Raw genomic sequence first — 22,744 nt, 5'->3', positions numbered from 1 at the left:
TATTGAAAATGATTATCAATGAGGTGATTCATGAATACCCATCTTCAACATCAAATTAACCATTGGCTCAACAAAGACCCCGACCCAAAAACTCGCGCACAACTGCAAGCACTCATTGATTCAAACAATGAAACTGAACTTACCGCTCGCTTTGCAGGCCGTTTAGCCTTTGGCACTGCAGGCCTTCGAGGTGAAGTTGGTGTTGGCCCAATGGCGATGAACCGTTTAGTTATTCGCCAAACCACTGCCGGTTTGGGTGCTTACTTACTCGAGCAGATTAACAATGCTGCCGAGCGAGGTGTGGTAATTGGTTACGATGGTCGCCACGATTCTTATGATTTTGCCCACGATGCGGCGAGTGTACTAACTGCCATGGGCATTAACGTGTACTTGACTCATAAAGTTGCCGCCACGCCATTAGTCGCTTTTGGGGTAAAACATCTTAACGCTGCCGCAGGTATTGTGGTAACAGCCAGCCATAACCCACCACAATACAATGGCTATAAAGTCTATTGGGAAAATGGCGCACAGATTATTCCACCCCACGACAGCGGAATTGCTGCCCAAATCACTCGTGCAGCCACTCAAGCTATCCCGTTTCTAGACTTAGATGATGCCATTGCACAACAAAAGCTGAATTGGTTGCAAGACGATTTTTACCAAGCCTATCGCCAGGGAATATTTGATGCCAAAGAGCTGCAATATCGCAATGGCCAAGATAAAGTCAGTTTAGCGTATACCGCAATGCATGGTGTGGGCGCCGACATGGCTGAAACTGTGTTAAAAGATGCTGGATTTACTCAGGTGTATTCGGTAGCCGCGCAACGTGAACCTGATGGTGACTTTCCGACAGTTAACTTCCCCAACCCGGAAGAAAAAGGCGCCATGGACTTAGTGATTGCTGAGGCAAAAAAGCACAAGGCGACTCTGGCTTGTGCCAATGATCCTGATGCAGACCGCTTTGCTGTTGCAGTACGCACAGCAGATGGTGAATATAAAATGCTAACTGGCGATCAAGTCGGGGTTTTATTGGGTCATTACTTACTCAGCCACGCCCCTAAAAATCAACAACTCAACGGCACAACCATAGTGTCATCAAGCCTATTGTCTAAAATCGCCTCTGAGTTCGGTGCCCAAAGCTACACCACGCTAACAGGTTTTAAATGGCTGATGAATGTCGGTATTAGTCAGCATCAACAAGATAACCAATTTTTATTCGCGTATGAAGAAGCACTCGGTTATACCATAGGTAACTTAGTGTGGGATAAAGATGGCTTATCGGCCATTGTTGCCTTTGCGCAACTTACTGCAGAGCTTGCCGCCAATGGCCAAACCATCTGGGACAGATTAGAACAGATTTATCGCCAACACGGGTTTCATCTTAATGCCCAAGTCAGTATTGCGCTCAAACCTGACACCCCTAATATTGGTGAGTTTTTACGTGAAAACCCACCACTTACCATTGGTGAGTTCGCTGTGGTGTCTAGCGATGATTTAAAAAGCCTGCAGCGTACTTGCGCCGATGGCAGCAAACACACCATTGATCTGCCCAGCAGTGATGTATTAATTTATGCTTTAGCAAATGGCGCGCGCGTGATAGTTCGTCCCTCTGGCACTGAACCTAAAATTAAGTGCTATTACGAAATAGTCGAAACCATGACCAATAACGATACTTGGGCATCAGCACAAGATCGCGCCGAACAAGCGATGGCAGCTTTTATCTCATCCCACCAAGCAAGCTTACCCAACTAAGAGCCGCTTAACAGCAATCACATCATCTACAATAAATGCCTGTGACTGATCGCAGGCATTTATTGTTTGCGCGGTTTAATGGTCAATAAATGAACGCCACTAAGTATTCAACTAGACCAGAGTGTCATGACATATGACTGATTAGACTAACTAAGTCAGCAGTTAGTACTCCTATGCATCAGCGAAAATGTCCTATAATGTTACAAAGTTTACTATAACGTTATCGCAGGATTACTAATGTATAAAAATCTCGTTTGTTTGGCCGTTATTGGCAGTATTTCAGCTCCTGTAGCCATAGCTGCAGAGGAAGGTGAAAACCTAGAGCGCATTCAGGTCATTGGCTCGCGTATCGCCCTTCGTACCGCTACAGACAGTGCAACACCTGTCGATATTATTACCTCCGAACAACTTGAAGCCACCGGGATTACTGAAACGGCCAAAGCATTACAATTTGCGGCACCAAGTTATAGCTTCCCATTTTCATCAATTACTGACGGCAGTGACGCTGTGCGTCCAGCAAGCCTTCGCGGCATGTCACCGGATCACACCTTAGTGTTGGTTAATGGTAAACGCCGTCATGGTTCGGCATTAGTGCATTTGGCCGGAACCTTAGGTAAAGGTTCGTCAAACGTTGATTTAAATGCTATTCCGATGACAGCCATTAAGCGAATTGAAATTTTACGTGACGGTGCCTCTGCACTTTATGGATCTGACGCTATCGCTGGGGTGATTAACGTTGTACTGAAAGACAGTGACCAAGGCGGCAGCATTACGACTCAAGTAGGTCAAACCTATGAAGGTGATGGTGAACAAGTTCGTTTAGGCGTAAACCAAGGCTTTAGCTTCAGTGACGAAGGTTTTGTGAACGTCTCTTTAGAGGCGCATCAGAAAAACTCCACCAACAGAGCAGGCTTTGATACTCGCCAGCAATATCCAACATTATCCGACGGCAGTCCTGATCCCCGTGAAGCCACATTCGATCGTAAAAACCATCATGTTGGCGACAGTGACTACGACAACTACGGCTTATTTTTGAATGCTGAACAAGGGTTAGATACCAAGGGTAAGCTTTATGCCTTTGGTGGCATTAGCAAACGTAACTCAAGTTCAGGCGCTTTTTATCGTCGCGCACTTGATTCTCGCAACGTGATTGAAGTCTATCCAGACGGATTTTTACCACAAATAAGCCCAGAAATTATCGATTACTCTTTAGTAACCGGTTATGAGTTTGAGTTGGGAAAATGGCAAGTTGACTCATCGGCTGGTTTTGGTAGCAACAGTTTTGAATATACCTTAGAAAACAGTATCAATGCCTCGCTCGGCCCTATTAGTCCAACAAGCTTTGATGCAGGAACCCTGTCTACCAGTGAACTTAATCTTAATGTCGATGCTTCAAGCTACTATGATTTTGCTAATGACTCAGACTTATTAGTCGCGATGGGCGTGACATGGCGTCAAAGTGGCTATCAAATTGATGCAGGCCAAGAAGAGTCGTATATCAAAGGCGATTACCAAGGAAAATCCGGCGGTAGCCAAGGTTTTGGTGGTTTTACCAAAGAGTCTGAAGTCGATGAAGACCGCACTAACCTCGGACTGTATATTGAACTTGAAAACCAACTCACCGAAGATTTTTATTGGGCAGCAGCTGTGCGTTATGAAGATTATTCTGACTTTGGTAGCAACACCAGCTGGAAGCTATCTGGCCGTTATGAGCTGACGGACAGTCTGGCACTTAGGTTAACCACCGACACGGGGTTCCGTGCACCCAGTGTGCAGCAACTGTATTTTACTAACGTATCGACCTTTTTTGATCCCGATCCTGTCACTGGTGAGTTTATTCCTAGAGAATCAGGCACCTTTAATCAGTTATCACCGATTAGATCAGAGCTAGGTATTCCAGATCTTAAAGCTGAACAATCACATTCTTATAGTGCAGGTATTGTTTACACGGGTAATAATGGTTTTGCCGTCACATTAGATGCTTATGAAATTAATGTCGATGACAGAATCATTTTATCAGGCGCTATAGATAAAGAAAGTTCACCGGCGATTGCCGCTATCCTTGAGGGTACCAATGCCGACTCGGCTCGCTTCTTTATGAATGCGGTTGATACTAAAACTCAAGGTGTCGACTTAGTTATCACTCAAGGGATAGACCTTGGTGAATTTGGCGATTTAAAAGCCAACCTAGCCTACTCATACAAAGAAACTGAAATTGAGTCCATTTCGTTGCCTTCAATCCTCAATGGTTTAGAAGACGAACTATTTGATAATATTGAAGTTGTTCGCATGACTGAAGCCAATCCTAAAAACACAGCTAACATTGGCTTTACGCATCAGTATGACGACTTCACTACCAACTTACGTTTCAGTTATTTCGGAAACTACACTGTGGGTTATTCATCAAGTGAAGTGGAATATGGCTCAAGATGGACCACAGATTTAAGTACTCGTTACCGTGCAACCGATAATCTCGCCGTCACCTTAGGGGTACAAAACCTGTTTGATACTTATCCAGAGAAACGTCCTGAGGATAATAACTTTAACGGAATTTTCATATACCCGCTCACCAATACTCCATTTGGCTTTAATGGTGGTTACTATTACTTGGATCTTCGCTATACCTATTAGTCACTAAACTAGTAACACAAGACGGTATCTTTATTGGTCATAGCACGATATCAGCAGCTGACTCATGAGTCATCAAACGGACAACATCGTTCGATGGCTCAGCACAACGCTTCGACATAAAGTGCACCATATAAAGTCGTCAGCTATTTAGCAGGTCAAGCTTAAGTGGTTATTGGCTAATTGAGCAATTGCGGCTATCAATACAAAGAGTGCCAAGAGCTGCCTGCTACTCGTTTGCTAATAATTTGAGTAACCGGTTGAGTGCTACCTAGACACATTATCCAATATGATTCGCTTGGACACTGACTGGATAACTCAACTGCTCACATATAACTTTTCAATATATTGTTTAGCAACCTCATCCCAGGTGAATCGTTGTTTAGCGGCATTTTGTTTCACTTGCTTCCAAGTATCACTGCCAAATAACTCGAGCACTTGAGTAAAACGTTCAACCAAGGCTTCACCTTGTGTCGCCAGTGTTGCACCGTTAAATACCCAGCCACTGACATTATCTTCAATCGTATCATTGAGCCCCCCTACGCCATGAACTAAGCATGGTTGGCCTGCCCGCATCGCGAGCATTTGACTGATCCCGCAAGGCTCAAATGAACTGGGCATTAAAAACAAGCTGCCCAAGCGATAAAGTTGCTCAGATAAAGCTTCGTCATAACCATGTAAAAACACAAAGTTATCATAACGTGCTGCGGTAGCTTGTAATGCATTAGCAATATTCACATCACCACTACCAAGTAACATAAACACGCCATTAGGTTGATGTTTCTTGAGTGATTCGAGAATAGCCTCTAACACTGTTTTCGCCGAGGCATGAATTTTAGTGGCGTGAGTTGGGTTAAAAGGCTGCAACAGAATCAACACTTTTTGTTCTGTTAAACGCCCAACTGAGGTCAGTAAAAATCGTTGCTCATCATCTGACACACTGCTTTTTAAGGCGGTTAAGTGATGATAGTCGGCTAATATAGTCTGCTTAGATTGACTGATCCGTATTAACGCAATGGAATCTAATACACTCAACTGGCTTGTTTTAGTTTGCCACTTAATGACGGCATTCTCAGCTTGAAGTAATAACGCCCAATACTCGCTCTGCTGAGTAGGCTGGGCTTGATTAGATTTATGGCTAACATCATCATAAACGCAGCCATTAATGATCCCAACCACATTACCTTGTAAAGACTTAACCACTAAATCGGCCTCTAACCCTTCGCCACCAAAAAAGCCTTTGTGATAGTCAGATGGCATTAACACCTCTTGCGCATAACTGGGCGACACTAAATGCACTTTGTCACTGAGTACAATGCCCATGCGCATCGGATTAACACAATTGCTGTAACGAGGGTCAAATATACTGGTATCGGCAATAAGGTTTAATTTACCCACATATTGCGGAAACCAATGGGCAAACGATGAATCATCGCCAATAAAAGGCCGGATCCCTTGTAAGGCCAAATTGTGAATGGTAAACACACAAGGTAATGCTCTCAGCGCAGAAAAATCATCTACGCATCCACGCAGCATGGCAACCATTGCACTATGCCAGTCATGTAAATGCAACACCTCAAACCGTGGTAATAATTTATTCACCAAGCACGTGGCCACACTAAGAGAAAACAGTGCAAACTTGGTTGCATCTTCGGCAAACGGTCTGTCTGCCGAACCACTGCAATACACTTGGCCTTGATGATTAAATAGCGGATGATCAAATAGATAGATTTGAGCTACCGCGTCATCCCATTGATCTTCAGCCACATTAAGGATGGCATCTTTATGTTGTGGTCTTGGCAAGCGATAAACCGCTACAGTATGGCGCTGGCCGGCAAAATCAACTTCAACATCAGCCATGTGTGCGGCATGATAATGTTGCGCTAAGAAGCCATAATTTGGCATGGCCACATCGGCTATTACGCCGCATTGTGCCAATGCTGGCGGCAAATCACGGATGACATCCGCCATGCCCCCAACTTTAGCGCCATGCAGTGCATCATTTTCTGCTGCCACCAGCAGGACTCGTTTTACACTCGCAGGAGTCATCTAGGATCCTTATTCAAAGCCAACCGCTAAACCTAACATTTTGCGGGTTACCAAGGTAATGCCTTTTTCTGACACCCTAAAACCCCTCGCCTTGTCATGTTCTTGATTATAACCAATCGACATGCCTTCAGGAATAATACAACCCCGATCTAAAATGGCATTTTTTATTTTACAATTCTTCAGTACCACCACATCGGGTAATAATACCGAATCTTTGACTGAGGAATAAGAACACACACGCACCTCGTCAAATAGCACGCTTCGTTTCACTTTGGCACCAGAGATAATACAACCGCCGGAAACGATTGAATCAACTGCCATACCGCGGCGATTATCATCATCAAACACAAACTTAGCCGGTGGCAGCTGTTCCTGATATGTCCAAATAGGCCACTTAGCATCGTATAAATTTAATGCTGGTGTTGGCGACAATAACTCCATATTCGCTTGGAAAAATGAATCTAAGGTACCCACATCGCGCCAATAGGCTGGCTCATCAGACACTGAAGTTGTAAAAGGAAACGCGAACACATTATGTGTTTTGATAATTGCCGGAATAATATCTTTGCCAAAATCACGATCTGAGCTTTCGTTATTGGCATCTTTTCTTAATTGTTCGAACAAAAATTTAGTATTAAAAACATAGTTGCCCATTGAGGCTAAACACTTTTCTGGATCAGTTGGGGTTGGCTTAGGCTCTGCGGGCTTTTCTTCAAAACCAATGACCCGATTATCACTATCAACTTCCATCACCCCAAATGCACCTGCCGCTTCTGCAATTGGGGTTTCTAAACAACACACTGTCATATCGGCACCCGATTCAGCATGAGCTGCGAGCAAACCAGCATAATCCATGCGATAAATATGATCGCCAGATAAGATCATCACATACTTAGGGATTTCATGCCGAATAATGTCAATATTTTGAAATACTGCATCGGCAGTACCTTGATACCAGTTACCAGATGTTTGCTGTGATGCAGGTAAAATCTCAACCGATTCCCCTAGTTCCTTTTTGAAATGACCCCAGCCACGAGTAACATGTCGAATTAAAGAATGTGACTTATATTGCGTCACCACTCCCACTCTTCGTATTCCTGAGTTAATACAGTTTGATAACGGAAAGTCGATAATGCGATACTTACCACCAAAATAAAGCGCAGGTTTCGCACGCCAGTCGGTTAATTCATACAACCGAGAACCTCGACCACCCGCTAATATCAACGCATAGGTATCACGAGTTAAATTACTAATATAACGAACATTACTCATAAGCAGACTCCATTTGGCTATTCAACTTAGCCACCAATAAACAAACATTAATCTACGATTTACGTTAATTACAGCGTCGCTGCACTTTCCTTGTATTACTTTTTCATCCATATTTCATCACGGTAGCCCGCTATGGTGTTGTCGCTTGAAAAACGCCCACTGGCGGCAGTATTTCGAATACTTATTTTTTGCCAGCTATCTTGATCAAGATACGTCTTAGCGACCTGCTCTTGTGCTAAACAATAACTGTCAAAATCAGCAGCGGTCATCCACTGATCATTAGGGTCAATAATTGAAGCGATAATGTCGTTAAAAATACCCGGTTCGACCAAATTAAAATGGCCACTTTTTAGCATACTCATGACCCCATTAAGGGCTGTTGAATGCTCAACAATGTGTTGCGGTTGATAATTTATCCGCGCTTGAGCGACTTGGTTAGCATCTAAACCAAATAAGAAGAAATTATCATCACCCACCTCTTCCAGCATCTCAATATTGGCGCCATCTAAAGTACCAATCGTTAAGGCTCCATTCATCATGAATTTCATGTTTCCTGTGCCCGACGCCTCTTTACCTGCGGTAGATATTTGCTCAGATAAATCGGTACCCGGACATATTTTTTCCATGGCACTGACGTTATAGTTGGGCAAAAATGCCATGCGTAAAAATGGCGTGACCAAAGGATCGGAATTGACCATATGAGCGACATTATTAGCCAGTTTAATAATTTGCTTGGCCATGGCGTAACCTGGTGCGGCTTTGCCTCCTATGAGTACACAGCGTGGCACCATATTCTGCGTATCGCCACTTAAAATACGGCGATATAAATGAATCACATGGAGGATATTCAGGAGCTGACGTTTATATTCATGAATACGCTTCACTTGCACATCAAACATCATTAGTGGGTCAAACTCAACATCGCATTGCTGCTTCACAAATGTGCTTAGCGCTTGTTTATTTTCAAACTTAATTTGCGCCCATTCTTTAACGAACTGCTTGTCACTGCTAAAAGCATTGAGTGCGGTAAGACGAGATAAATCATTGATCCATTCGTCACCTAAACGGCGGCAAATAAGTGCCGATAACTTAGGATTACAATACGCAAGCCAACGCCTTGGGGTAACACCGTTAGTTTTATTATTAAATTTATCGGGCCACAATTGATAAAAGTCATTAAACAGCCCTTGTTTAAGTAACTGAGTATGCAAGCCCGCCACACCGTTAACTGAAAAACTGGCAACAATGGCTAAATATGCCATCCTAATATGTTGCTCGGGGCCTTCTTCGACAATCGACATACTGGCTAACTTTTGAATATCTCCCGGCCAATGGTGAGCCACTTGTTCTAAATAACGAGCATTAATTTCGAAGATAATTTCGACAATGCGTGGCAACATGTTTTTCATCATAGGTACCGACCAGCGCTCTAACGCTTCGGGCAGTAAAGTATGATTGGTATAGGCCATAGATTGACTGGTAATCGCCCATGCGGCATCCCAACTCAAACTGTATTTATCCAGTAACAGTCGCATTAACTCAGGTACTGCAATGCTGGGGTGAGTATCATTAAGCTGTAACACGTTATGTTCACTGAACTGGCTGAAGTCTTCACCAAATTGACTAACGTAACGGGCCAGTAAATCTTGCAAACTGGCTGATGATAAAAAGTATTGCTGGCGTAGTCGTAATTCTTTGCCATTCACACTCGAATCATTTGGGTATAACACCATGGTGATTTGTTCAGCCAAATTTTTAGTGGCAACGGCTTCAGCATAATCGCCCTCGTTAAACTCGGCTAAATCAAATTCGTCATTCGCTTCGGCTTTCCATAAACGCAGCGTATTGATACGACCATTCTTAAACCCTGGGATTGGCATATCATAAGGGACAGCTAACACGTTTTGCGTATCTGCCCACACATGATGTCGATGTCCATGCTTATCAACATAAGTTTCGGTATGACCAAAAAAAGGCACGCTAACAATACGGTTAGAGAGGCGAACTTCCCATGGGTTACCATGACGTAACCAACGATCGGGACGTTCTACTTGATAACCATCGACAATCTTTTGCGCAAACATGCCATATTGGTAACGAATCCCATAACCAGTAACCGATAAGTCTAAACTCGCACAACTGTCTAAAAAGCATGCCGCTAAGCGCCCAAGTCCACCATTACCAAGACCAGCATCTTGTTCAACTTGCTCAATATCTTCTAAGCTGGTGGCGTAATCGGTTAACACCTGTTGGGCATCAGCAGTAATGTCCAAACTCAACAATGCATTACCTAGGGCTCGGCCCATTAGAAATTCAAGTGATAAGTACGCGACCTGTTTTTGTTGATATTGATTGTCTTTAATCCGTGTTTGACGCCAGTTATCGAGCATTTGTTCTTTAACGCTTTGCGCCACGGCATTAAAAAGCTCATGTTGTTCATGTTCGTCACGACATAACCCGTAGCGGATATGTCGGGCAAGTGATGCCGATAAACTGTCACAGGGTTCACAAGGATCATGATGAGCACTAACCACCTTGTCAGCTTGCGAGGCCGCCACGACATTTTCTTTACTCGTCGCCTTAGTGCTAGCTTTACTGCGACTGGCACGCACTGTGGTTTTTTTTACACTGGCGTTATCTTTTGCTGTGGTCATCAATGACTCCTAGTAAATTCGGTATGAAATAGCATTAAACTACGACTGATTACATTCACTTGCTTATTAGCATCGACTTCAGGTTCACTTTCTTGGGTATGCAGTAAGCAATGCCAATGGCGAAAATGGGGTAGCTGCGGCAGAGTAAATTGGTGGGGCAACTCATCGACATTAATCATCAATAATAACGCTTCGGTACTTTCCGCCACCGCACCAATGTCGGCATCCGCTAGATTACCGGTTAAAATCACGCTTAAGGTACGGGTATGATGTTCACACCAATTTGATTTATTCATCACCTCACCTTGGCGGTTAAACCAAGCTAAACCGTTATCAAATAAGGCTTCTGGTTTATGAATAAAAGCTTGGTGACACAGCATAGGAAAGCGTTTGCGCAAGCTGATCAACTGCGCAGTAAAATTCACTAACGACCAATCTATTTGCTCCCAGTCAAACCAGCCGATAGGATTATCTTGGCAATAGGCGTTATTATTGCCTTGTTGTGTTTGACTTGATTCATCACCCGCCAACAACATGGGTACGCCCTGAGACAACAATAAACAGGTTAATAAATTTCGTTTTTGTCGCGATCGAATGGCATTAATCGCTTCATCGGCAGATTCACCTTCAATACCATAGTTGTAACTGCAGTTTTCTTGATGACCATCACGGTTATCCTCACCGTTAGCCAAGTTATGGCGATCGTTGTAGCTCACCAAATCATGAAGACTAAAGCCATCGTGACTGGTGATAAAATTAATACTCGCCGCTGGGCCTCGGCCGTTATGTTCAAAGAAATCACTCGAGCCATGAAATCGCTTGGCAAATTCAGGTAATAAACCACTATCCCCACGCCAAAAACGGCGCATTGCATCACGGTAGCGATCATTCCATTCACTGAATGCTACGGGATAATTACCGAGCTGATAACCACCGGGGCCAATATCCCAAGGCTCGGCAATCAGCTTAACCTTGCACAGTACTGGGTCTTGGGTAATAGCATCAAAGAATCCACTTCCGGGATCAAAACCATAAGCCTCACGGCCAAGACAACTGGCGAGATCAAATCTAAACCCATCGACGCCCATAATTTCGACCCAATAACGCAAAGAGTCCATGACTAACATTAATACTTGCGGATGATTGAGATTAAAGGTGTTACCACAACCAGTATCGTTAATATTAAAGCGCTTATCATTAGGCAATAAACGGTAATAACTGGCATTATCGATACCGCGAAAACTGTACGTCGGCCCTAAATGGTTTCCTTCAGCGGTATGGTTAAATACCACATCGAGGATCACTTCAATCCCTGCTGCGTGAAGTGTTGAGACCATTTGCCTAAACTCAGCAATATCACCCTCATCAGATAAATAAGCAGAATGAGGCGCCATAAAGACAATACTGTTATAGCCCCAATAGTTATTGAGGCCTTTTTCAATCAAAAAAGGCTCATCGAAAAAGCCATGAACGGGCAATAACTCTACGCTGGTAATACCAACATTTTGTAAGTAATCGACTATCGGCTTGCTCGCTAGGCCCGCAAAGGTGCCTTTTTTTGTTGCATCGACCTGTGGATGTTGTTGAGTAAACCCCTTTACATGGGTCTCATAGATAATGCTTCGAGCCAGACTAATATTGAGCGGTACGATTGGAATGTCTTTAACAAACTCATAATCGATCACTTGTGCTTTGGGTAAATAAGGCGCGCTGTCTTGAGTATCAAATGACAAATCTTCATCAAGGGCATTAATGTCATAACCATAGACCGCCGGATGGTATTTTAGCTCTCCCACCAGCTTTTTTGCATATGGGTCAAGGAGCAATTTATGGTGATTAAAACGATGGCCAAGCTGCGGTTGATAGGGCCCAAAAACGCGGTAACCATACAAAAGCCCAGCTTGAGCATTGGCTAGATGACAGTGCCAAATTTGCCGTGTTTTCTCAGTCATAATGTACTGAGCAACCTCAATTTCCCCCGTGGCATCAAAGATACACAACACCACTTTGGTGGCATGTGCTGAAAATAACGAAAAATTCACTCCGCTATTATCAACCGTCGCCCCCAGTGGATAAGGATAACCGCTGCTTATACCCATAACATGCCCTTTTGAAGTCAAACCCTGCTGTTTTAACATGTTGCACTATTATGGCAACTCATGCGGTTCCGGTGCCCAAATACTGCATGCCAGTGGTGGCACTGTAATCACTAAGCTGTAAGGCATGCCTTGCCATTCTGTTGCTTGTATTTCATACGTTGCATCATTGACAACATGACTGCCGCCATAATGACGGTGGTCACTGTTAAGTATTTCGTTATAGGACTGGTCGGTTGGCACCCCAATTCTAAAGTGGTGAAAAACCTGTGGCGACATGTTGACCACAATCACCACAGGTTGTTGTTTATCAATACCAAAACGACAAAATACTAAAATGTTATCGTCGGCATTATTGCAGTCGAGCCATTGAAAACCATCACTATAGTGATCGCGTTGATATAACGCAGGATATTGCTGATAACACTGATTGAGATCGCGTACCCAATCTTGCACGCCTTGATGCGGCGTATAGTTTAATAAATGCCAGTCAAGGCTCTGGTTATGGTTCCACTCATTGCGCTGGGCAAACTCATTGCCCATAAACAATAACTTTTTGCCCGGATGTGCCCACATGAAACCGTAATAAGCGCGTAACGTAGCAAATTTCTGCCAATCGTCGCCGGGGATTTTATGTAATAACGACCCCTTGCCGTGGACCACTTCATCATGACTAAGCGACAAAATAAATTGTTCGGTAAAGGCATACACTAAGCTAAATGTCAGCTCACCATGGTGATAACGTCTGAACAAAGGATCGCTGCTGATGTAACGCAGTGTGTCGTTCATCCAGCCCATGTTCCATTTAAAACCAAAACCTAAGCCGTTATTACTGGTCGCTTGAGTCACGCCTGGCCACGCAGTTGATTCCTCAGCGATCATATTAATGCCAGGAAAACATTGGTACATGCGCGCATTAAGCTCTTGTAGAAAGCAGATAGCTTGAAGGTTTTCTCGGCCACCCAGTTCATTGGGGATCCATTGGTCGGCTGTGCGGCTGTAATCGAGATATAACATCGACGACACAGCATCAAGGCGTAAACCATCAAAATGGAATTCGTTTAGCCAGTAATAGGCGTTGCTGTATAAGAAACTGCGTACTTCGGCGCGACCATAATTATAAATTAGCGTATCCCAATCAGGATGCTCACCTCGGCGCGGATCTTCATGTTCATATAAGCAGCTACCATCAAATCTCACCAGCCCGTGTGGATCTCGAGGAAAGTGTGCGGGTACCCAATCAAGCAATACTGCAATACCTTGTAAATGGCATTCATCGATAAAGGCTTTAAGACCATTAGCGTCCCCAAAGCGATAGGTAGGCGCAAATAACCCGACAGGTTGATAACCCCAAGAACCGTCAAATGGATACTCACTGATCGGCATTAATTGCAAATGGGTAAAGCCCATTTCTTTGACATACGGCACCAGTTCGGCAATGAGCTGTGAATAATCGGTGTAATCTTGACCGTCATCACCACTACGACGCCATGAGGCTAATTGCACTTCATAAATAGACATAGGTTGAGCATGAGGCTCACGGCTAGCTCGTTCAGTTAACCATTCGCCATCTTGCCAGTCATAATGATCAAAATTAGGGATTTTTGACGCATTGTGCGGCGACGGTTGCATGGCAACGGCATAGGGATCAGATTTAATAATCTCATTGCCATGAACATCGCAAATAGCGAACTTATAGTGTTGATCAGGTTCAACATCTGCAATAAAAATATCCCACAACCCACTCGCAGGATGGTGGCGCAACACATGGCGTTTTTTGTCCCATAAGTTAAAATCGCCCACCACAGCCACTTGCTTGGCATTTGGCGCCCACACACAAAAATGCACACCTTTAACATCATGATGCTCGCGCCAGTTAGCCCCTTGAAAATGATAAGTTTGTAACTGACTACCTTCACCGAATAAATACACATCATCAGGATTGAGTAAACTGTCAAACTGATAAGGATCATTGATGAGCTGCTCACACAGTGGGTATTGCACTCGCAATAAGTAACCAAAAGGTTTCACTCTGCGGCCCATTTTACCGGCAAACAAACCTTGTTGATTAACCTGTTCAAGACTGGCCACTTTACGGAGATCTTTTGCGTTTAACACATCGATACTCAGTGCACCGGGAAGTAAGCAACGAACAATTAATCCTTTATTATCACTACTACTGTGCATACCAAGTAATGAAAACACGTCAGTGTACTCACCATTTAATAAGGCTATTTCACTATCTTGCTGAAAATACGGGGTCGCTACAGTCATAATCAGTGATCCATTAATGGCCGAGTGTATCGGATGAGGGAATGTTTACAGCACTAACGCTGCTTCGGGCGTTACTGCGAGGTTGTCGTGCACAAGCTATCGCTTCAAGACGTTGTTGTACTTTAGGACTTTGGGACATTTGCTTAATAGACAAAGGTAACCTGCGCTGCCAGTTAGGGAACTCTTTCCAAGTACCAGGAATATTAACCCCATGCTTATCAGCGACTAAGTCACTTAATTGCACACTAAACAATTGTGCATTGCCTTTGGCGGCAACACTTATCCAAGCCAGTAACACACTGTCAAACTCTAATTCATCCACTGAAGATGTGGGCAGTGGTAACTCAAACCCATGTTCGCGGATAAGTAAATCGACTAATTGAATTTTTTCTTGCTGACGCTGCGCTAAAAGCTGCTGTAATTTATCATCGGTTTCGATCAAATTAAGCTGACGTCGTAGACGTAAATCGTCGCCAGACCACCAGGCAAATAATGTAGGAACATCATGATTAGCTAGCATCATCAAGCTCTGGCGCTTGTGTTCTTGTGGAGACTTGAAGCCGTGATAATCTTTACAGAAATAGAATAATTCGTTCGAAAAAATACCCGCGTCACGCAAACAAGCCACTATTTCTGGCGGAACTATGCCTAAGTCCTCACCAATAACGACACAACGCGCTCGTTGGCTTTCTAAACACACAATAGCTAATAAGGTTTCAAGCGGGTAATAGACATAGCTGCCATTGCCTAAATCGTCCTGTAACGGCCACCACCATAGACGCAGCAACCCCATGACATGGTCGATCCTCAAGGCTCCGCAACTTTGCATATTACTGCGAACCAGTTGGATAAAGTGGCTAAAGTCATGTTGTTTTAGTTTGACAGGATCAAATGGAGTTAAGCCCCAATTTTGGCCTTGCTCGGCAAACGGATCTGGCGGCGCGCCAATACTGGCGTTATCGCAAAAAAAATCAACATTTGCACTCACCTCCGCCCCATGGCTAATGGCACCAACAGCTAAATCACGGATCAGTCCAATACTCATGCCGCACTGCTTCGCATTAAGCTGACAAGCTTGTAATTGCTCATTGGCAATGAACTGTAAATATAAATAAAACCCAGCATCATGAGTGAAATTTTTAGATGCCAATTTCAATTCCATGGCGACAAATTGCATTAATGCAACGTTATCTTGTTCTATGAATGCCAAATACTCTTTAAATCTTGGGGTTTCATACTTAACATGGTCCAAGCAAAATATTTGATACAGTTTTTCAAATGCAGCATATTTTAACTGCTGAACTTCATCATAGTTAATCAAATGCGCTTGATTGAGGATCTGTCTTTTTTGTTGCCATTTTTGTGATAATAACTCCCCATCAAGGGCGTTATATTCACCAACGGCTTCAATTTGTATGTATAAGGGATTTAAACGACGACGATCCGTTGGGCTATATGGACTGGGATTATCTGGCTGGCTGATGTCTAAAGCATGAAGTGGATTAAGCAGAATAAAATCAGCACCAGCATGAGCCGCGTAATCAATCAGTTCGGCTAAATTGCCAAAATCGCCTATGCCCCATTGCGCATCATTACGTAATGCATAAAGCTGCGCATTCAGTCCCCAAAACTGTTTATCTGTTTGTGCTAAACGACCTTGATAGGCCATAGATGGAGAGACCATTAATTGCCCATGCAACACATCAGGATGAGCTGGATCATTGATAAAGGATAAACTCAATGAGTAGTATCCTAACTGCAGGCTGGGATGAACGAAAAACAAGCGATACTGACAATAACGCTGACCGTTAATATGGTATTCACCGACAACAATACAGTCATTGACCTGTGCAGAGATCGAGATAGATTGTGTATTTTCACTGTGGATCTTGATGCTAAAAGCACCTGAGTCACGCTCTGGTAAGTAAATATCAACATGAGGCTTATCAATTAAACACCATTGAAAGTTATGCAGTGGCTTTAACCAAGGTTGGATATCGAGCTGGCTGATCTTAGCTGCAACCTGTGACTCTGATAATGGTTGATGATAAGACTCATTGAGATGACATAACGCTTCGCTATGACGGCTAAAAGCATGTTGATGACCTGAAGATGGTAACAACATTGTGGTTAAAATACCCTGCCTGTCCTTAGCGGGTATATGAACAAGATTACCGAAACAATCGATAAACTCTGCCCCTACGCCTTGCAAATACAGTAACTTTTCTAGCTCCATATTTGTCCTCCTCGCGTGAATTAACTACTGAAAATACAGCAGTTACCATGCCAGTTAATCATAACAAATTGACTACAGATTAATGGCAGTAAAATGACAAAACATATTACTTATAAATCAGATGGTTAATTAAATTCAATTTAACAAATATTGTTACTTGTGACGCTCATCTGCGATTAGTTATCGCACAGAAATAGTGCAGAAGATACAAAAAAAGTGCATAACATCATAAAGTTTGCTTTGCTATTGCCATAAAATAGCGCAGCTAAATAGAAGAGACTTCCAGATGAATTAATGATCATCAGTAGACCACTGATTAGCCACCAATAGCATTTGCCTGCTATTGATGAAAGATTAATAAAATAGGAACGAAATATTGATTTACTGTAGACGGGGTATTGTATGGTATTAAATTTATAACAGGTGTTGTTTTTCTATAAGATATCTAAGCGCACTCATATCGATCATTGTGGTAAAATGCCACCATTAAATGGCTCCGTTATGCTGGTTAAGCTTTGGTAGATACCATCGAATGATTGTGACTATTTACGACTAAAACAGCCTGATATAATGAATAGGATCCAGACGTTACCAATGAATAAACACGAATTCACTTTACGCTATAACTTACATCGGCTGCGCTCAACCATCACTTCTGCGCCCAAATCATATCTTGGTCGTCAAGCCGCGGTGTTAATTGCAGTAATGGAAGTCGATCAGCAACTGCATATTATGTTAACTCGGCGTCCTATGCATTTACGTCACCATCCTGGTCAAATCAGCTTTCCTGGCGGTAAAGTTGAGCCAAATGATAGGGATATTATTCATACGGCACTGCGCGAAGCGCACGAAGAAATAGGATTACAGCCTGAAAATGTCGATATTCTAGGGATTTTTCCTGCGCACAAAACCTTTACTGGTTTTGAAATTACCCCTGTGGTAGCGATGGTAAAGCAGCCTTTTGAATTGGTGCTAGATCCTGGTGAGGTTGAAGATTGCTTTTTGGTACCACTCAATTTTTTTATTGAGCGCAGCAACCGCCATAACATGTTTCATTATCGACATGGGGCAAGGTATCAAGTTCACTTTATGCCTTTTGAAGACAAGTTTATTTGGGGGGTTACCGCCGCCATTATCGACTTATTGTGTCGTCATATCGATATCAATTAAGCCTATAACATTGGCGATTTAAATAAAAATCCAATTCAACGCCCAAACGGCAACCACTTTTATTGGCTTCTGCGTGAGCATTAATCAACACATCTACACCACGTAACGAATGTACAAACCCGCAGACACTGACACCAAAAACAACAACGGAATATTAACCCAAAACCCTATGCGCGTAGTGGCCTTAGCATAAAAATTTACCAGCAGGTTGAGAAAACTAACACCGGCACACCACCAAATTAGGTATTCTAATTTAATGGTTAACTGTGGATCCCAGTTTAAGCGGACCGTGGCGCCCTTGCTCAAAAAGTACCCTACGGCTCTATCGGGTCTGGCTTCGCCAAAGATAATCAATGCATAAATGGCTAAGCTCCAGCCTAATAATGACAAAATAGTCAACACCACTTGTATAATACCTAAACGAGACATGGCCTTTTCCTTGGTTAACGAGAGAATACGAGGCTAATTCGCCAAATATTTAATCGACTTACTCAAAAGTATCACAATAATCTTTATAGAATAGCGTTTTCAGCTTGAGAAAAGCCACCAGCAAGGTAAGATAAACCCAAATTTTATATTTATATTCTATACGTTGGAGAATAAAGCAACAATGAGCATTGCATCTGTCGCTTCTGTATTTAAAGCTGAACACGCCGTTGGTTCACATGTCACTATACGTGGCTGGGTAAGAACTCGTCGTGATTCAAAAGCGGGTATCTCTTTCTTGGCCGTTTATGACGGTTCATGTTTCGACCCTATTCAAGGTGTCGTGCCAAATAGCCTAGCCAATTACAATGACGATGTATTGAAATTGACTGCAGGCTGCTCTGTTGTGATGACAGGTGAAGTGGTAGCCTCTCCAGGTGCCGGCCAAGCATTTGAATTACAAGTATCTGAAATCGTAGTGACTGGATTTGTTGATGATCCAGATACTTATCCAATGTCGGCTAAACGTCATTCTATTGAGCATCTTCGTGAACTCGCCCATTTACGCCCACGTACCAATATTATTGGTGCTGTAGCTCGAGTTCGTAACTGTTTATCGCAAGCAATCCATCGTTTCTATCATCAAGAAGGTTTTATCTGGGTATCTACCCCGCTTATTACCGCTTCTGATTGTGAAGGCGCAGGTGAAATGTTCCGCGTGTCGACATTAGACATGGAAAATCTTCCACGTACTGACGCAGGTAAAGTTGATTACGATAAAGATTTTTTCGGTAAAGAAGCATTCTTAACCGTATCGGGTCAGTTGAACGCAGAAACCTATGCTTGTGCATTATCCAAAGTGTATACCTTTGGTCCGACTTTCCGTGCTGAAAACTCCAACACAACTCGCCATCTTGCAGAATTCTGGATGGTTGAGCCTGAAGTGGCGTTTGCTACATTAGACGATGCGGCTGAGTTAGCGGAAAAAATGCTTAAGTTCGCTTTCAGTGCGGTACTTGAAGAGCGTATGGATGACTTAACCTTCTTTAATGAGCGTATTGATAAAACCGTTATTGAACGTTTACAAGCCTTTGTGAGCAGTGATTTCGCCCAAGTGGATTACACTGATGCGGTTGAAATCCTTAAAAACTGCGGTAAGAAGTTTGAATTCGCAGTCGAATGGGGTATCGATCTACAGTCTGAGCACGAACGCTACTTAGCTGAAGAACACTTTAAAGCACCTGTGGTAGTAAAAAACTACCCGAAAGACATTAAAGCTTTCTACATGCGCTTAAATGATGACGGTAAGACAGTTGCCGCTATGGACGTGTTAGCACCAGGCATTGGTGAGATCATCGGTGGTGCGCAACGTGAAGAGCGTTTAGACGTGCTTGATAAGCGTTTAGCTGAAATGGATTTAAGCCAAGAAGATTACTGGTGGTATCGCGACTTACGTCGCTATGGCACAGTACCTCATGCAGGCTTTGGTCTAGGTTTTGAACGTTTGGTATCGTACGTTACTGGCGTTAACAACATTCGTGATGTTATCCCTTTCCCACGTGCCCCACGCTCAGCCAGTTTCTAATTATCTCAATAATATGCAACAACAGAAACGCGCCAATTGGCGCGTTTTTTTATGAGCAGTTTTAGAATAATTTATCGATGCAGTTGTTTGTGATCACATGAGACTCTTCCCCGTCTGGCAGCAGACAGGGATTATATTTTGAACTTGTTAGCTATTAACAATGATCAGATCTCGTAAATGTTTAACGTCGTCACGCACAGCTGCTGCTTGCTCAAACTCTAAATTTTTAGCATGTTCATGCATTTGTTTTTCAAGTTTATCAATTTGATGACTCAAATCAGCAATACTGGTGTATTTAGCGCGCTCTTCTGCGACTTCAGCAAATTTAGAGTGATTTTTACGTGTACCTTTACTGAAGTTGCTATCACCAACATCCATCACATCTGTAATACTTTTCACCACACCTCGCGGCACAATCCCATTGGCCACATTGTGTAGATGTTGTTTTTCGCGTCGACGCTCCGTTTCCCCCATGGCTTTAGCCATTGAGTTGGTTATGCGATCTGCATATAAAATAACTTTGCCGTTAACATTACGGGCCGCACGACCAATGGTTTGGATAAGTGAGCGTTCGGAACGTAAAAAACCCTCTTTATCGGCATCTAAAATACAGACTAATGATACTTCTGGTAAATCTAAGCCCTCACGTAATAAGTTAATCCCAATCAGTACGTCAAAACGCCCTAAACGCAAATCTCGGATAATCTCAACCCGCTCAACGGTATCAATGTCAGAATGCAGATAGCGCACTTTTATGCCATGTTCATCAAGGTATTCACTCAGATCTTCTGACATCCGTTTGGTCAATGTGGTAACCAGCACCCTTTCATTCACCGCCACACGTTTGTGGATCTCAGACAATAAATCATCAACTTGAATACCCACTGGACGCACTTCTAAAACAGGGTCGAGCAACCCCGTAGGCCTTACCACCTGCTCTGCTATCTCTCCGGTACTTTTTTCAAGTTCATATAAACTAGGTGTCGCAGAAACAAAAATAGTTTGCGGCATTAATCGCTCAAACTCTTCGAACATTAATGGCCGATTGTCCAATGCAGATGGTAATCGAAAGCCATACTCTACTAAGTTCATTTTTCGGCTTCGGTCACCTTTGTACATAGCGCCGATTTGCGGCACTGTGACATGTGATTCATCAATGATCAGTAAACCATCTGCAGGAAGGTAATCAAGTAATGTTGGTGGACCATCTCCAGATGATCGACCGGATAAATATCGCGAGTAATTTTCAATTCCAGAGCAGTAACCCAGCTCGACCATCATTTCAATGTCATATTGAACCCGTTCAGTGATCCGCTGAGCTTCAATCAATTTATTGTTATCAAGTAAATACTGACGGCGTTCTCGTAGCTCTTCCTTTATCTCTTCCGTGGCGGCAAGAATTTTTTCTCGCGGGGTAACATAGTGGGTCTTAGGATAAATAGTGGTGCGTGCGATGCGCTTGTTAATCTGTCCAGTCAAAGGATCAAATTCGCTTAAGCGTTCTATTTCATCGTCAAACAATTCAATTCGAATCGCTTCACGTTCAGATTCTGCCGGAAAAATATCAATCACTTCACCACGAACTCGATATGTGCCGCGTTGTAATTCAATATCATTGCGTTTGTATTGCAATTCACTGAGTCGGATGAGGATGTCCCGTTGCCCCATAAAATCACCTTGGCGCAAATGTAATAGCATCTTCATATAAGAGTCGGGATCACCTAAACCGTATATAGCTGATACCGAGGCGATGAGCACCACATCTTTACGCTCTAAAAGCGCTTTAGTGGCTGATAGACGCATTTGCTCTATGTGAGCATTCACAGATGCATCTTTTTCTATAAAGGTATTAGACGCAGGAACATAGGCTTCAGGTTGATAGTAATCGTAGTAGGATACAAAATATTCAACCGCATTATGTGGAAAAAACTCTTTCATCTCACCATAGAGCTGAGCTGCAAGGGTTTTGTTAGGCGCCATGATAATAGTTGGCCGCCCCATTTGCTTAATGACATTGGCGATTGTGTATGTTTTACCTGATCCAGTAACGCCGAGTAGCGTTTGGCTAGCCACACCGGATTCTAAACCATCAACTAATTTTTTTATCGCTGTAGGTTGATCGCCGGCGGGTTCAAATTTGGACTCTAGGGAAAAAACGGACTCTGACACAACACGGCTTCCTATTTTAATTAACTGTTTATGATATACCCAAAAACAAGCAAATGGCGATATAAAATATCATTGCACAGCTTCTCTTATCATTTAAAGCTATGCCCAAATGAATCCTAAAAGCGGATTATAGCCATTAATTGGGGCATGTTTTATTCAGATCAATATCAGCGACTTAGCACTGTAATGTGACAAAATAAAGATCCTAAAGTGAAAGTTATAAACAAATGGATAAGGTCATGATTAAATCACTGTAATACGCCGAAAAACTAACTTAAATCATAATTTAATACACAATCTACTGTCCAAAGAGATTACAATTTTGCAACTGAGAGAACAGTGACAAAAGAAAGTTATTGATTTTTGTATCTAGTTGATTAAATACAACTTAACTTATCGCTAAATAATTGTACCAATTTAAGTCCGACTCAAG

12 protein-coding genes are annotated in these 22,744 nt (G+C 42.9%); 4 read left to right on the top strand and 8 right to left on the bottom strand.

From position 1 onward, the window contains the following. Positions 1-30: 30 nt before the first annotated feature. Both H5164_RS11535 and H5164_RS11530 read left to right on the top strand, forming a co-directional pair. Positions 31-1,752, top strand: coding sequence for a phospho-sugar mutase (locus H5164_RS11535; protein WP_182756226.1), 1,722 nt, complete (start codon positions 31-33; stop codon positions 1,750-1,752). A 237-nt stretch (positions 1,753-1,989) separates the two neighbouring features. Continuing rightward, positions 1,990-4,383 (top strand): TonB-dependent siderophore receptor, encoded by a 2,394-nt coding sequence (locus H5164_RS11530; protein WP_182756224.1) that lies wholly within the window; start codon positions 1,990-1,992, stop codon positions 4,381-4,383. Positions 4,384-4,698: 315 nt separating this feature from the next. On the opposite strand, the gene H5164_RS11525 is transcribed toward H5164_RS11530, so the two are convergent. The 6 genes from H5164_RS11525 to malQ form a co-directional block, all read right to left on the bottom strand. Continuing rightward, the gene (locus tag H5164_RS11525; RefSeq protein WP_182756222.1) at positions 4,699-6,429 is read right to left on the bottom strand and encodes a glycogen synthase; all 1,731 of its coding nucleotides are present in this window, start codon (positions 6,427-6,429) and stop codon (positions 4,699-4,701) included. Positions 6,430-6,438: 9 nt separating this feature from the next. Then, positions 6,439-7,701, bottom strand: coding sequence for a glucose-1-phosphate adenylyltransferase (gene glgC, locus H5164_RS11520; protein WP_124014731.1), 1,263 nt, complete (start codon positions 7,699-7,701; stop codon positions 6,439-6,441). A 95-nt stretch (positions 7,702-7,796) separates the two neighbouring features. Continuing rightward, on the bottom strand, positions 7,797-10,355 hold the full coding sequence (locus tag H5164_RS11515) for a glycogen/starch/alpha-glucan phosphorylase (RefSeq protein WP_182756220.1): 2,559 nt from the start codon (positions 10,353-10,355) through the stop codon (positions 7,797-7,799). Further along, a complete protein-coding gene (gene glgX / locus H5164_RS11510; RefSeq protein WP_182756218.1) occupies positions 10,355-12,454 on the bottom strand; it encodes a glycogen debranching protein GlgX in 2,100 nt (699 codons plus the stop codon). The genes H5164_RS11515 and glgX overlap by 1 nt, the downstream gene beginning before the upstream one ends. 48 nt (positions 12,455-12,502) lie before the next feature. Further along, a complete protein-coding gene (gene glgB / locus H5164_RS11505; RefSeq protein ID WP_182756464.1) occupies positions 12,503-14,728 on the bottom strand; it encodes a 1,4-alpha-glucan branching protein GlgB in 2,226 nt (741 codons plus the stop codon). Between the two features lie 10 nt (positions 14,729-14,738). Then, complete coding sequence (malQ, locus tag H5164_RS11500) at positions 14,739-16,961, bottom strand: 4-alpha-glucanotransferase (RefSeq protein WP_182756216.1); 2,223 nt, start codon at positions 16,959-16,961, stop codon at positions 14,739-14,741. Positions 16,962-17,555: 594 nt separating this feature from the next. On the opposite strand from malQ, the gene H5164_RS11495 reads away from it, so the two are divergent. After that, positions 17,556-18,131, top strand: a complete 576-nt coding sequence (locus H5164_RS11495) for a CoA pyrophosphatase (RefSeq protein ID WP_182756214.1) — start codon at positions 17,556-17,558, stop codon at positions 18,129-18,131. A 93-nt stretch (positions 18,132-18,224) separates the two neighbouring features. Here the strand turns inward: H5164_RS11495 and H5164_RS11490 are convergent, their stop codons facing one another. Then, on the bottom strand, positions 18,225-18,560 hold the full coding sequence (locus H5164_RS11490; protein ID WP_124014725.1) for a hypothetical protein: 336 nt from the start codon (positions 18,558-18,560) through the stop codon (positions 18,225-18,227). A 181-nt stretch (positions 18,561-18,741) separates the two neighbouring features. Between H5164_RS11490 and asnS the strand changes: the two genes are divergently transcribed. After that, the gene (asnS, locus tag H5164_RS11485; protein ID WP_124014724.1) at positions 18,742-20,142 is read left to right on the top strand and encodes an asparagine--tRNA ligase; all 1,401 of its coding nucleotides are present in this window, start codon (positions 18,742-18,744) and stop codon (positions 20,140-20,142) included. 147 nt (positions 20,143-20,289) lie between these two features. Here asnS and uvrB read toward each other — a convergent pair whose 3' ends face one another. Next, on the bottom strand, positions 20,290-22,311 hold the full coding sequence (uvrB, locus tag H5164_RS11480; RefSeq protein ID WP_124014723.1) for an excinuclease ABC subunit UvrB: 2,022 nt from the start codon (positions 22,309-22,311) through the stop codon (positions 20,290-20,292). Between the last annotated feature and the right edge of the window lie 433 nt (positions 22,312-22,744).

The organism is Shewanella sp. SG41-3, assembly GCF_014164545.1.
GTDB classification, from domain to species: domain Bacteria; phylum Pseudomonadota; class Gammaproteobacteria; order Enterobacterales; family Shewanellaceae; genus Shewanella; species Shewanella vesiculosa.
Note: the sequence above shows the minus strand (reverse complement) of the source record. Positions and strands in the feature narration are given on the sequence as shown.

What these genes read in the sequence shown, in the direction of transcription:
- H5164_RS11535 (WP_182756226.1), top strand. Translation starts at nt 31, where the DNA reads ATGAATACCCATCTTCAACATCAAATTAACCATTGGCTCAACAAAGAC.
- H5164_RS11530 (WP_182756224.1), top strand. Translation starts at nt 1,990, where the DNA reads ATGTATAAAAATCTCGTTTGTTTGGCCGTTATTGGCAGTATTTCAGCT.
- H5164_RS11525 (WP_182756222.1), bottom strand. Translation starts at nt 6,429, where the DNA reads ATGACTCCTGCGAGTGTAAAACGAGTCCTGCTGGTGGCAGCAGAAAAT.
- glgC (WP_124014731.1), bottom strand. Translation starts at nt 7,701, where the DNA reads ATGAGTAATGTTCGTTATATTAGTAATTTAACTCGTGATACCTATGCG.
- H5164_RS11515 (WP_182756220.1), bottom strand. Translation starts at nt 10,355, where the DNA reads ATGACCACAGCAAAAGATAACGCCAGTGTAAAAAAAACCACAGTGCGT.
- glgX (WP_182756218.1), bottom strand. Translation starts at nt 12,454, where the DNA reads ATGGGTATAAGCAGCGGTTATCCTTATCCACTGGGGGCGACGGTTGAT.
- malQ (WP_182756216.1), bottom strand. Translation starts at nt 16,961, where the DNA reads ATGGAGCTAGAAAAGTTACTGTATTTGCAAGGCGTAGGGGCAGAGTTT.
- H5164_RS11495 (WP_182756214.1), top strand. Translation starts at nt 17,556, where the DNA reads ATGAATAAACACGAATTCACTTTACGCTATAACTTACATCGGCTGCGC.
- H5164_RS11490 (WP_124014725.1), bottom strand. Translation starts at nt 18,560, where the DNA reads ATGTCTCGTTTAGGTATTATACAAGTGGTGTTGACTATTTTGTCATTA.
- asnS (WP_124014724.1), top strand. Translation starts at nt 18,742, where the DNA reads ATGAGCATTGCATCTGTCGCTTCTGTATTTAAAGCTGAACACGCCGTT.